Genomic DNA, 12,646 nt, shown 5'->3' with positions numbered 1-12,646 from the left:
TATTAGTAGTTATTCACTATTCAAATTAGGAGGCGTTTGTATAATACTAGAAACAGAAAGGACTTATTCCATTATCTAGGAGGAGGAAATGATGAAGAAGTATTTTTTATCAGTGATTCTTGTTGTTGTTCTAGCATTTCAGTCAGTTGCATTTGCAGAAGACAGCAATCACGTAAATCCACCTAGTGAAAACGAAAACGTCGTCTTGCCGTTAAATGAGAAACAGAAAGAGCAACTCCAGTACGAGAAAACTTATCTTGATTCTATTTTCAACATTATTAACAGACATTATGGGAGTCCAGAAGGTTTCAATGAAGTAGGAGAGTTTTATATCGAAAACGAACCAAAATTTCAGTTTGTAGCTGCCGTTTCAAGAGAGGATGCCCGAACGGCTTCATTTATTAATGAAGTAAAGGAAGCTATTCCCGCAAATCTACTTACAGTGCAGAAAGTTAAATATTCAAAAAATGAATTACTTGCTGTCGAAAATGATGTACTTCGAAAATTGAAAACTGGTTATAAAGGGTTTGCGCCGAAAACTTTTTCAATTGAAACAGATGTAAAAGAACAAAAGGTTAAATTGTTTATCGATCAAATTGATGAACAATTTTCGGCACAATTAACATCGGAATACGGTGATTTAGTAGAAGTTCAAAAAGGAGTCATTGTTAATGAACCCGCTAAAGCGAGAGATGCAGAATTTACTGAAATGGGTGGTGGAATAAAAATTTCCTCTGGGCCATGTAGTACAACAGCGACGGCTACAAAAGATACAAGAGAATTTCTTATTACAGCAGGACATTGTATCACTAGTGTAGGCAGTACAGTTACCCAAGGGGGAGCAAATATTGGAACACAGCACTTTTCGGCGTATCGTGATGGTGGAACAGATGTTGGCTTAATTTTGCTAACGAATACTAGCAAGTATATTGGAAATAAATATTATTACAATGATACTGCCAACGCAGAATATGATAATAAGTACACAACCACATCGACTGTGCTGAAAGGTCAGTTGATTTGTAAGTCGGGTTATACCACTGGAGTCACGTGTGGAACTGTTACCAATACAAGTACGCCAGTGACATATGGTTCCATTACTCTCAATGATATGATACAAGCAAAAAAAGATGGTGGCGGTTTGGTTTTAGGTGGAGACAGCGGAGGAATTGTATTTAATGCATATAGAACGACTGAATTGATTGGTATCGTATCCGGAAGAAATGTATCAGGAGACCCGGAAGGAACATGGGGATATTTTACGAAAATCGGACCGGCATTGTCCGCTGGAGGTTCTGTAACACTTTATACTAGTGATACAAGAAAAGCAGTTGACCCGAACAACTAAATACGGGATTATGACGAAAATCGTCAGCCGAATTTTTGGCTGACGATTTTTTATATTGAGCGTTTTGCAGTAATCTGAGGCCTTGAGCCGTAAGGATTTTCGGACATAAAAAAGGGACTTCACCCCAACTTGGAGAAGTTTTCAAGTGACTAAACCCAAAAACCTCAAGGATGGAGGAAGTCACTTTGTATATTCTCCAAGAATGTCTGTTTTCCTTCGAAGAACTTTTAAAAATTCAACCCAAGGAGAGATTGCCGATCTTCTTCAGTTCTCTCGATCTGAGACCGTATGCCAAGGAACTGAGAAGCCGTTCACCCCGAGGCGCTGAGGGATACTGCAGACAAGGTATTCTACGAGCACTCTTGGCTGCGCCGCTTGAAGGAATAAGTACCTTTTCAGGGTTGCATAAGCGTTTGGATACGGATCTCCGGTTTCGTTATCAGTGTGGTCTTCCGCTGGATCGAGAAGCTCCTTCCATATCCACATTAAGCCGAGTTTTCTCAGAACTGACGAGAAAGGACTTGGCAAAACGGCTTTTTGAGGATTTGGTCACACGCTGTCAGCAGGAAGGTATCATAGAAGGCAGTAACGTCGCCATAGACAGCGCCGCTCTCCGCGCTTACGAGAAAAAGCAGCCCAAACGCAAAAGCGAGCAAACGGGTAATGCGAACTGGGGCGCAAAAATTGATTCCTTCGGCAATAAAGGCTCTTCGCTCTACTGGGTGGGTAGAGGCGCAAATATTAGTTTTATAACCCTTCCGCCTCTAAGAGAATTTCAGAGATTGAAACAGCCCTCATGAAGAGCACTTGACCGCTGTTTCAATCTCTGAAGCGTGGTATTAAGGCGGTAAGGGTTATTGAGCTCGGCGTGCTCCGAGCGTTGGAAGTCGGAGCTTATTCGCGGTCATGTAGACCATGGCGATCAGATTTTCTACGTTGCGGTAACCTCTGGCTCGCCGTTTGGCTGCTTGCACCAGACTATTAATACCTTCGAGCAAACCGTTCGTCATCTTGCTGTGGAACCAGCGTAATATGCCTTCCTCATGTTGCTTGATCGTCTTGGCTAAGCTAATCATGGGCGAGAGCTTTGATCGAGTGGCCCAGCCGATCCATTCCCGCAAATACACATCCGCCAAAATATGCGGGGTAGTCCAGAGATCCTGTAAGGCCAGCTTAAGACGGTAAGCCCGCCCAGTCTGCAGGTTGCTGTCCTTTAGGCGCAGTAAGGTTTCTTTCTGCTCCGCTTTGAGGTTTGCTTCGTTCTTCAACCAGATGTATTTCGTTCGCTTCAGTTCTGGCATTTGCTTCTGCTCTTGAATTCGAACCTCATCTAGGGCTTCGCCCACCAGCTTCATCACATGAAATTTGTCAAAGGTGATCTCGGCATCAGGGAAATATTCCTCAATCCCTCGAATAAAGGCGGGTGACATATCGCAGCATACTTCTTCAATCTGCTGCGCGGCAGCACCTTTTGTTGTCAGATACGACTTAAAGCGCTCCAACGTATCCATTCCTTTGCCTTCAGTTGCAAACAGCACGGTTTTGCGATCAACATCAACAAACAGGGTAATGTAGCGGTGCCCTCGCCTAGATGACGTCTCGTCAATCGCAATCCGTTTCACCTTGGATATATCAAGCTCTGCCATCGCTTTATCGACGTAGTGATGGAAGATGCGCCACATCCGTGTGTCATGTTCTCTCAGCTCACGGGCTGCCGCATTGACGGGCATTTCCGCCATCAATCGCATCGCCCATGCTTCAAAGAGCAAAGTGAAATGAGAAAGCGGTCTGGCCCACTTCACCGATACTTGCGTTATCTTGTTACACGCCTTGCATTTTACTCGTGGCATTCTGGCGTGCATATATGTTTTCCAATTCCAGAAGTCCAAGTGTCGCCAGGTCTTCTTCTCGGAGTCATATGCTTTACAAGCGATCCCGCATAAGGGACAAGCGAAGGTTGCTCCTCGTGCAAAGTCGATAAACAGGTGCCAAGCTTGATCCATATCGTCAAACTCAACATGCGTCAATTTCCATGGTTCTTCCAACTGTAACGCCACTTTGAACATCTCTGAAATCATATTGTCACTACTGCTTAATGTAGTCCACACTAGTCATCCCGCCCTATTAATCATCTTACAGAGCAGTATTGACTAAATTTCTATTAAGCAGACATTAGCCATGAACTATAGCGAGGAAGCGCAATAAAATCACATGGTTTGGTTACAAAATTCATCTGGCGGTCGATACGAAAAGTGAATTGCCGATCGCCTTGGAAGTAACGCCGGCGCATGTCAATGATGGAGAAATGGCGCCGGGCCTGATCGAGAAAACAGCGTCCAGGACGAGCACACGATTTTTCATACTCGATGCGGGCTACGACCAAATGAAAGTTTATGAGGCCGCCCGCAACGTCAAGGCACAAGCCATCATTCCCCTTAATCTTCGGGGGGAGAAGGAACCGCCTGCTGGCATGACCTCGAACGGAACACCGTGCTGTTCCATGGGTTATGCGATGACATACTGGGGAGTTGACGGCGATATGCATAAATTTCGCTGCCCGCATGCCACGGGTAAAGTCGACTGTCCGCTTGGCATGGCTGCCTGCTCGTCTTCAAACTATGGAATGGTCGTCAAAGTAAATGCGAAGGATGATCTCCGGCGATACAGCATCCCTCATCGGGATACAAAGCGTTGGAAGGAACTTTACAATGAACGAACCAGCGTAGAACGCTGCAACTCCCGATTGAAAACCTATTTGACGGCAGACGCCGCACATGTCCGGGGCATTCAGAAAGTCACAACTCACCAGTATTTGAATGCCATTGTTCTGCTTGCATCTGCGCTCGCCGTTTCTCATCATTCAAAACGGGCTGCCGCTTAAAAAACGAGCTGTTCTAAAATTCTGCAAGTCTGCCCTTTTCTTCATCCATATAATACCATTTTCGAAAATTACCCCTTAACGACAGTGAATATGCTATCGCTTCTTCTCTGAAACGGAATTATGCAAAACACTCTATTTAGTGGTCGATAGTCGGGATCTCTAGGAACAATTCGTTCTTCAGGTCTCAAGTTGCCGTAGAATATCTCTTCTACAATACTTTTCATACCTCTCTCCCCTTCAAGTGCGAAGTTACTATAATCAATCTCCTTTGAAATATTTGGTATATGAATAGATTTTATGCGAAAAATGCATAAATCTCAATATGCAATTTTCGCATAGAGTAAACTTAGCATGGGTGATATATGAATGTATAAGAGGATAAGGGATTTAAGAGTAGATAGAGATTTGACACAGCAGCAATTAGCTGAGCATTTAAACATTTCACAAGCAACCTATTCGCGGTACGAAAACGGGAACTTGGATGTTCCGAGCTCTGTATTGATTAAGTTAGCCAATTTCTACAACGTTAGTATTGATTACATTCTGGGTCAAACAAACAACTCAAAGCGTTCTAATGAAAAATAACTATGTACTCGTGAATACCGCTTTTAATACTCTGATGCTGCACTTACGCAAGAGATTTTTGAGCCTGTATTACCAAACCCACACCCCGAGGTGAACCCATGATTACAATCAGACCGCTGCAACCCCATGAGTTCGATTTCTTCACGGATATGCACTACGAGTCGATTCATATCCCTCAGGGGAAGCCGCCGAAGGATGAGCTATTGAATGCGCCGCATCTGAAGAAGTATCACGAAGGTTGGGGGCGAAAAGGAGACCGAGCTTTCGTCGCCGTGAAGGACGATCAACTTGCGGGGGCGGTATGGTATAGACTGTTCGACGAAACGAATCCAGGGTATGGCTACGTCGATAACGAGACGCCGGAACTCGGGATCGCTATACATCCGGATTTTCGAGGGATGGGAATCGGGAGGATTTTAATGAATGAAATCATCAAGCAAGCAGCGCTTGACGGATACCGTTCGCTGTCCCTAAGCGTTGACCCAACCAATACTCCTGCCGTGGAACTCTATCAGAAATTAGGCTTTACCTACTTTGGGATCTCCGGAACCTCCTGGACAATGAAACTTGATTTGATATAGATCCAAAAACGAAACCCACGCCTTAATCCAAGACGTGGGTTTCTCTTGCTCCCTTATTTCAACTTCCACAAAGCAGGCACATTCGCAGGCTCCCATCCCGGAAGAGACGTATGGGCTTGAATGCAGATATAAATGCTTCCGTTGTAGGATACTTGGTCGTTGACGTTATAGGATACCCAAGGTTGCCAAGGTTGGGCTTCGCCCGGAGAGTCGGACGGCGCGGTTGTCCCTTGGACAATAGCTCCTGAGGAGACGTTGCCGGCAGCATCTTTCGCTGTGACGGTAAAAATATACGTCGTGTTCGGTGACAATCCGCTAATGGTTGCCGTGGTATTCGTCGCATTCACGCTGCTGGAACCATAGGAGATGGTATAACCAACAACGCCCACATTATCAGTGGAAGCCGCCCACTCCAGAGTAATACTGTTTGGCGTAACCGCGGTGACCCGAAGCTGAGTTGGGGCGGTTGGCGGCGTTGTGTCGGGAGTTGGATTGGGGTCCGGATCTGGACCTGGCCCTGGGTTCGTCCCCAAATTGTCTAAATACGCACGATGAGACCGAGAAAATTCAAAGTTCGCCGCCTTGTCCCAGTTGATCGACCAGGTCATCAACCCTTTAAAGCCGGGATAACCTTGCGGTTGACGTAAGGTATAGCTTCCGCCAAACGATTGGCCTTTAATCAGGTAATCCAATGCCTTGTGTACATTAGCTGGCGTCGTATAACCTCCCCCCGCCGCCGCTTGCGTCGCCGGAAGGCCGATGAGCAGTTGGTCCGGGCGAAGAGCCGGAAACTTATAGTTCGCATTACCGCCGACATTAAATCCTTGCAGCAACATTTCAGCCATAGCCACTTGGAAGTCTGCCGTACCTTGAACGTAAGTCCTGCCGTCTAGAGCGGTCATCGGACCGGAGTTATAATGCTGCACATGGAGATAATCCAGTTGATCCCGGACGGCGTAAATGACCGGCAGATAAGCGCCCCAAGGACCGCCATAGGCTACATAACCGCCCTGAACATAAGCCGTCTCCGGCGCCATGGTTAACATGAAGTCCGGACCATAGCTGTTCAAAATTTCACGTACAGCGGAAATCAAATTCAGGATTCTCGGCGTCGTCGGATTTCGAAAATCCACATCTCCCCCGTTTAAGGATAAAGAGCTTCCTTCAAGATCAATGTCCAGCCCGTTAAAACCGTAAGTATCGATAATACTCTTCATCGTCTGAACAAAAGTTTGCCGCGCTTGCTCCGTAGACAGGTCCACGGTTCCATTGGCGCCGCCCACGGAAATGAGGACCTTTTTGCCCTTCCCTTGCAGCTCACGGATATCCGCCTTGAAGTCGTTGACGGAAGCATTATACGGCGTAAATGCCATATTCCCGCTGGTGGGTCCTCCAATCGGTTCAGCGAACGCAACCTGAATGACATCAAAATCCGGTGAAACATCCCGCAGCCGAATATTCGTAGAACCGTTATCGAAATTATGCCAATATCCTACGAGTATTCGCTCTCCTGCTGCTCCAACCTGCTTGCCGTCAACATACGCTAAGATTGAAAGCAGCGGAACTACGAGAGCTAAGGCAAGCAACCAAATCTTTGTCCTCCATAAAAATCTGGCCTGAACCATAAATCTTCCTCCTTCGCTTGAATCGTCAATCTCCCAAATACCATAAAATGTGAGATTGCAATAGATATCTTATTTAACATATTCATCCATATTTCCTGCTAGATTTTGTATATTTTTTATAGATTTTGAGAATGAATAGACTTAAGACTTTGAGGATTGCGGCGAAACGAGGAAAATAAGAGAGAAAACCTAGGATTTGACAGTTTTGGCGCCTTGATATAATATGAAATTACATCCTTATTTTGCCATCTATGATGACATAAGGATGGTAGTTGATCCCACAATTTGAGGGCGCTGCTTTCCTGATCCTCCCTATCAGGAACAACCCCGTAATCTTCCGTTGAAGATTGCGGGGTTTTTTGTTTTGTAGCGGCGGGAAAGGAGGAACCGAACGATCCTACAGCGGTTGGCTTGAAGTTCAAATGATGTCTATGTTCAGAACAGTAGAATAAGCTGGAAAGGTGGTTTGATCTATGAAACCGTTTTTAAAAAAATCTATTATCACACTGCTTGCTTCCACCTGTCTCTTTACAGCATGGCTCATCCCCTCAATCGCCGTACCTACGGTAAGCGCCGCTCCCGATACGTCGGTTCTTAACAAACAGGGCTTCTCAACCGATGTAATCTATCAAATCGTGACCGACCGCTTCGCGGATGGAGATCCTTCCAACAATCCATCCGGCGCGGCCTATTCTCCCGGCTGTACGAATCTGAAGCTTTATTGCGGGGGAGACTGGCGGGGAATCATTAACAAGATTAACGAGGGTTATTTTGCCGGAATGGGTGTAAGCGCTTTATGGATCTCTCAACCGGTCGAAAATATTTACAGCGTCATCGACTACTCCGGTGTCAACAGCACATCCTATCACGGGTATTGGGCTCGCGACTTCAAACGGACGAATCCGGCGTTTGGCAGCATGAGCGATTTTCAGGAGCTCATCAACACGGCACATGCCCACAATATCAAGATCATTATTGATTTCGCACCTAACCACACCTCCCCTGCTTCGGAGACACAACCTTCCTTCGCCGAGAACGGTCGGCTGTACGATAATGGCAACCTGATCGCTGGGTACACGGGGGACACCAACGGAATTTTCCATCATAATCAGGGCACGAATTTCTCCTCGCTCGAGGATGGCATCTATCGGAATCTTTATGATCTGGCCGACATCAATCACCACAACAACGTAACGGATACTTACTTCAAGGACGCGATTAAGCTCTGGCTGAATATGGGGATCGATGGCATCCGGGTGGATGCGGTGAAGCATATGCCGGAGGGCTGGCAGAAAAACTGGGTCGCTTCGATCGCAGGGTATAAACCGGTGTTTACCTTTGGGGAATGGTTCCTTGGCGTTGGCGAAAATGATCCGAACAACATCCGATTCGCCAATGAATCCGGGATGAGTCTGCTCGACTTCCAATTTGGGCAAAAGGTCCGGCAGGTCTTCCGCGACAATTCAGATAATATGTACGGTTTAAATAACATGCTAACCACAACAGCAGCTAACTACAAACATATTCATGACCAAGTCACGTTTATCGACAACCATGATATGGATCGTTTTAAGCTGGGTAATAATGACCGTCGCTTGGAGCAAGCGTTGGCCTTCACGCTGATGTCACGCGGCGTTCCGGCCATCTATTACGGGACGGAGCAATATATGACGGGTAACGGGGATCCGGCCAACCGTGGTTTTATGAGTGGATTTTCAACTTCAACCACCGCCTATCAGGTCATCGGCAAGCTGGCACCGCTTCGCAAATCGAATCCGGCACTGGCATATGGAAGTACGCAGGAACGCTGGATCAATAATGATGTATTTATCTTCGAGCGTAAGTTCGGCAGCAGCGTAGCGCTAGTCGCAATTAACCGCAGCACAACCAACGCCACCTCGATCACCGGCTTGCAGACCTCCCTTCCGGCCGGTACTTACGCAGACGAGTTGAGCGGACTGCTTAACGGCGGCAGTATTACGGTAAGTTCCACGGGAGCCGTCTCCGCCTTTAACCTGCCTGCAGGGGCCGTCGCCGTATGGCAATTTGCAGCGAACGAGTCCGCACCGGTGATTGGCAATATCGGAACGGACCTGGGCAAAGCAGGCACGACGCTGACGATTGATGGCCGAGGCTTTGGCAGTACGAAAGGGACGGTCTTCTTTGGCACGACGGCAGTCACCGGCAGCCAGATTTTGCAGTGGGAAGATTCCCAGATCCAAGTGACGGTTCCGGCAATCACCCCAGGGCAATATAACATCAAAGTCCGCAGCGCTTCCTCCGTAGACAGCAACAGCTACAGCAGCTTTAACCTGCTGACAGGGGATCAAGTCTCGGTCCGTTTCATCATCAACAATGCCAACACACAATTAGGCGAAAATGTCTACCTTACAGGCAACATCGCCGAACTTGGCAACTGGGATCCGAACAAAGCGATGGGTCCGTTCTTTAATCAGATCATCAGGACGTATCCGACCTGGTACTACGATGTTAGCGTGCCAGCCGGAACAACCTTGGAGTTCAAGTTTATTAAAAAGAACGGGACAGCCGTGACCTGGGAAGGCGGCGCGAACCACAGCTTCACAACGCCAACGAGCGGTGTCGGCACGGTTGAGGTCAACTGGCAGCCATAAGAAGCATTGAAAACGAGCAGCCTTGGATCATTCCTTGGCTGCTCGTTCTTTATCTGCTCATTTATTTCTCTTCAATTACCTGCCGATGGTTCTCCTCCTTCCGCTGCACATGGCTTACCCCCCAACTGTGCATTGCGTCTAGAAGCGGCTCCAGACTTCTTCCACACTCCGTAATCGAATACTCTACACGGGGCGGAACCTCGGGATAGACGATCCGTTCGATGATTCCCTCTTCCTCCAATTCACGCAGCTTCTGAGTCAGCATTTTTTGTGAAATGTCTGGCAGCTTGCGCTTTAAGTCGCTGAATCTTTTCGTGCCTTCTTGCAGTAACACCAACAAAATCACCGGCTTCCACTTTCCCACCAAAATTTCCAAAGCGTCACCGACGCGACAAAGCTCAGGTATCTTCTCCATAGCACAACCTCCTTGGTTTCTTATAAGTAACTATACCACTAAAAAGTGCGTACTTACTATATTTTCGTAAGCAAATTATAATTAGTGCATAGACAACATCTACATCACCAAAAAACAAGGGGTGAATTTTCGTGAACCAATACCGTATTGATCCCAGCAAAGGCCTGGAGTTTGGCATATACACCTTGGGCGATCATTTGCCCGATCCGAATAATGGACAACGAATTTCAGCCCAAGAACGAATTCGGCAAATCATCGAGTACGCCAAGCTTGCTGAGCAAGCGGGACTGGACTTTTTCAGTGTCGGAGAAAGCCACCAGGAATATTTCGCAACCCAAGCGCACACAGTGGTGCTTGCCGCTATTGCTCAAGCCACGAGCAAAATCAAGCTCGGCAGCACCTCCACCATCATTAGCACTTCGGATCCGGTGCGCGTGTATGAAGATTTTTCCACGATCGACCTCATCTCGGGCGGCCGGGTAGAAATCGTGGCAGGGCGCGCCTCCAGAGTTGGACTATTTGATTTGTTAGGTTACGATGTTCACGATTACGAGGAATTATTCGAAGAGAAATTCGATCTTCTGCGGTTGATCAATGAACAACAGATCGTCAACTGGAGCGGAGAGTTTCGCGCCCCATTACGAAATGCCAAGATCATCCCTCGTCCGCAAAGCGGCTCCCTGCCGATTTGGCGAGCGGTTGGGGGAAGTCCGGCCAGCGCGATTAAAGCCGGTTACGCCGGCGTTCCGATGGTAATGGCGCATTTGGGTGGTCCTGCTTCCGCCTTTAAACGGACGGTGGATATGTATCGGGAAGCCGCCAGAGAGGCGGGACACAACCCGGACGAGCTGCCCATCGCCACTGCAGGCTTTTTCTACGCAGCCGAAACCTCGCAACAGGCACTACAGGAGCTGTATCCTTACATCAACGAGGGCATGAAGAAAACGAATGGACAAGGCTTCCATCGGCAACTCTTCATGCAAGGCGGCGACCCGCATCACATCATCAATGCCGGCAGCCCTCAACAGATCATCGAGAAAATCCTGTATCAACATGAATTGTTCGGACATCAGCGTTATGTCGCCCAAATCGATTTTGGCGGTATGCCGTTTGATCAGATCAAACGGAACCTCGAACTGATCGGCACGGAAATCTTGCCAGCCATCCGCAAATACACGAAAAAATCCGAAGGAGGTAAATAAGATGAAAGTCGTAGGATTATCAGGCACCATCGTAGGCTCCAAAACCAGAACAGCCGTTGATTACACACTTAAAACGATAGCGGACAAGTACCCCGGTACGGAAACGACGCTGATCGATCTGGCTGAGTATCAAGTTCAATTTAGCGACGGTCGTAACTTCTTGGATTATGAAGGCGATACTGGAATGATCACGAGAGCGATCATGGACACCGACGTCCTAGTCATCGGAACTCCGATATTCCAGGCTTCGATTCCGGGAACGCTAAAGAACATTTTCGATCTGCTTCCGCAATATGCTCTTAAAGACAAGGTGGTCAGTATCGTGGCTACCGCAGGCTCTTCCCGCCACTTCCTCGTTCCTGAACAGCAACTTAAACCGATACTAACTTATTTGAAGGCACAATTAGTGCAGAACTATGTGTTTATCGAGGAACAAGATTTCTACCGCAAAGAGATTGTGAACGACGACGTTAAATTCCGGATTGAGCGTTTAGCCGAGGATACCCTGATGTTGGCGGAAACCTATGCACAAATCCGAGAGGTTACTTATGTCGAGTAAATATAGCTAACTTGTATTGATTACCGACGCTGAATTAGCTAATATAATACTAAACATTAGCTAATTCGAGGTGAAGATCATGCGGGTATCTTCAACGGACATGCAGAACAATTTCGGTAAATATTTAAAGTTTGCGGAAGTTGGCGAGGAAATTATCGTTACACGAAACGGGAAGGACGTAGCTAAATTAAACGCGATCGCCGAAGCAAGTGAGTCTGTACTGAGGGAGAGAGCAGCGAGCTATCACGCCGGAGGAGAATGGGTATCTTACCAAGATTTCCTTGAGCTGACGGAGACATCGGAACAACGTTACGAATTGATCGATGGTGTCGTGTATAATCTTGCCTCTCCCTCTTTCAATTATCAACTAGCCGTAACTGAACTCCATGGCACGTTTTATACTTGGTTTAAAGGCAAGCCATGTACGCCTCTAACCTCCCCATTGGATATCACGTTGGAGAAAGAGGAGAATAACATTTGTGTCGTACAACCCGATCTCGTGGTCATTTGCGATAAAGATCGAATCGACGCCAACGGTAAATATATGGGAACTCCCCAACTGGTCGTTGAAGTGTTGTCCCCTTCCACGCGGAGTAAGGACATGATCAAGAAGCTGGACTTGTATAGCGTATGTGGAGTTAAGGAATACTGGATTGTAGATCCGATGAAAAAAATCGTGATGGTCTACTCACTAGCAGACGGCGACATTACGGATATGACCGTATTTTCGAATACGGGGGATGTGCAGGTGACTTCGCAGCTCTACCCAGGCTTGCAAGTCTTGATCCCGGATTTGTTTGCGTAAATTTAAAGCGCA

At 47.2% G+C, this 12,646-nt stretch carries 11 protein-coding genes and 2 pseudogenes; 9 read left to right on the top strand and 4 right to left on the bottom strand.

Annotated features, from left to right (window positions below; translation table 11 throughout):
- Window positions 1-88: 88 nt before the first annotated feature.
- Both ACL02P_RS05635 and ACL02P_RS05630 read left to right on the top strand, forming a co-directional pair.
- The gene (locus ACL02P_RS05635; protein WP_009227136.1) at window positions 89-1,348 is read left to right on the top strand and encodes a trypsin-like serine protease; all 1,260 of its coding nucleotides are present in this window, start codon (window positions 89-91) and stop codon (window positions 1,346-1,348) included.
- Between the two features lie 185 nt (window positions 1,349-1,533).
- Window positions 1,534-2,076, top strand: a pseudogene (locus ACL02P_RS05630) (transposase); the annotation flags it as partial.
- Between the two features lie 126 nt (window positions 2,077-2,202).
- On the opposite strand, the gene ACL02P_RS05625 reads toward ACL02P_RS05630, so the two are convergent.
- Window positions 2,203-3,351 carry an ISL3 family transposase gene (locus ACL02P_RS05625; RefSeq protein ID WP_412837322.1) on the bottom strand — a complete coding sequence of 383 codons (1,149 nt, stop codon included), beginning with the start codon at window positions 3,349-3,351 and terminating at the stop codon, window positions 2,203-2,205.
- A gap of 197 nt (window positions 3,352-3,548) precedes the next feature.
- Between ACL02P_RS05625 and ACL02P_RS05620 the strand changes: the two are divergent.
- A pseudogene (locus tag ACL02P_RS05620) lies at window positions 3,549-4,229 on the top strand (transposase); the annotation flags it as partial.
- A 68-nt stretch (window positions 4,230-4,297) separates the two neighbouring features.
- Here ACL02P_RS05620 and ACL02P_RS05615 read toward each other — a convergent pair.
- Window positions 4,298-4,453: a DUF6809 family protein gene (locus ACL02P_RS05615; RefSeq protein ID WP_412836928.1), complete on the bottom strand. Its 156-nt coding sequence runs from the start codon at window positions 4,451-4,453 to the stop codon at window positions 4,298-4,300.
- 142 nt (window positions 4,454-4,595) lie between these two features.
- Between ACL02P_RS05615 and ACL02P_RS05610 the strand changes: the two genes are divergently transcribed.
- Both ACL02P_RS05610 and ACL02P_RS05605 read left to right on the top strand, forming a co-directional pair.
- Window positions 4,596-4,814, top strand: coding sequence for a helix-turn-helix domain-containing protein (locus ACL02P_RS05610; RefSeq protein ID WP_009226010.1), 219 nt, complete (start codon window positions 4,596-4,598; stop codon window positions 4,812-4,814).
- Window positions 4,815-4,912: 98 nt separating this feature from the next.
- Window positions 4,913-5,395, top strand: coding sequence for an N-acetyltransferase family protein (locus ACL02P_RS05605; protein WP_412836927.1), 483 nt, complete (start codon window positions 4,913-4,915; stop codon window positions 5,393-5,395).
- Window positions 5,396-5,448: 53 nt separating this feature from the next.
- Here ACL02P_RS05605 and ACL02P_RS05600 read toward each other — a convergent pair whose 3' ends face one another.
- Window positions 5,449-7,020 (bottom strand): carbohydrate-binding protein, encoded by a 1,572-nt coding sequence (locus ACL02P_RS05600; protein ID WP_009226008.1) that lies wholly within the window; start codon window positions 7,018-7,020, stop codon window positions 5,449-5,451.
- A 473-nt stretch (window positions 7,021-7,493) separates the two neighbouring features.
- Here ACL02P_RS05600 and ACL02P_RS05595 point away from each other — a divergent pair, with 473 nt between their 5' ends.
- Window positions 7,494-9,653: an alpha-amylase family glycosyl hydrolase gene (locus ACL02P_RS05595; protein WP_260070789.1), complete on the top strand. Its 2,160-nt coding sequence runs from the start codon at window positions 7,494-7,496 to the stop codon at window positions 9,651-9,653.
- A gap of 61 nt (window positions 9,654-9,714) precedes the next feature.
- Here ACL02P_RS05595 and ACL02P_RS05590 read toward each other — a convergent pair whose 3' ends face one another.
- On the bottom strand, window positions 9,715-10,068 hold the full coding sequence (locus tag ACL02P_RS05590; protein ID WP_009226006.1) for a winged helix-turn-helix transcriptional regulator: 354 nt from the start codon (window positions 10,066-10,068) through the stop codon (window positions 9,715-9,717).
- Between the two features lie 131 nt (window positions 10,069-10,199).
- On the opposite strand from ACL02P_RS05590, the gene ACL02P_RS05585 reads away from it, so the two are divergent.
- From ACL02P_RS05585 to ACL02P_RS05575, 3 genes are all read left to right on the top strand, one after another.
- Complete coding sequence (locus ACL02P_RS05585; RefSeq protein WP_260070788.1) at window positions 10,200-11,270, top strand: LLM class flavin-dependent oxidoreductase; 1,071 nt, start codon at window positions 10,200-10,202, stop codon at window positions 11,268-11,270.
- A gap of 1 nt (window position 11,271) precedes the next feature.
- Complete coding sequence (locus ACL02P_RS05580; RefSeq protein ID WP_009226004.1) at window positions 11,272-11,829, top strand: NADPH-dependent FMN reductase; 558 nt, start codon at window positions 11,272-11,274, stop codon at window positions 11,827-11,829.
- 79 nt (window positions 11,830-11,908) lie between these two features.
- Entirely contained in the window at window positions 11,909-12,634 is a 726-nt protein-coding gene (locus ACL02P_RS05575) for a type II toxin-antitoxin system prevent-host-death family antitoxin (RefSeq protein WP_412836926.1), read from the top strand.
- Window positions 12,635-12,646 lie beyond the last annotated feature (12 nt).

The sequence above is a fragment of the Paenibacillus sp. MB22_1 genome (assembly GCF_047200555.1).
Classification (GTDB): domain Bacteria; phylum Bacillota; class Bacilli; order Paenibacillales; family Paenibacillaceae; genus Fontibacillus; species Fontibacillus phoenicis.
Note: the sequence above shows the minus strand (reverse complement) of the source record. Positions and strands in the feature narration are given on the sequence as shown.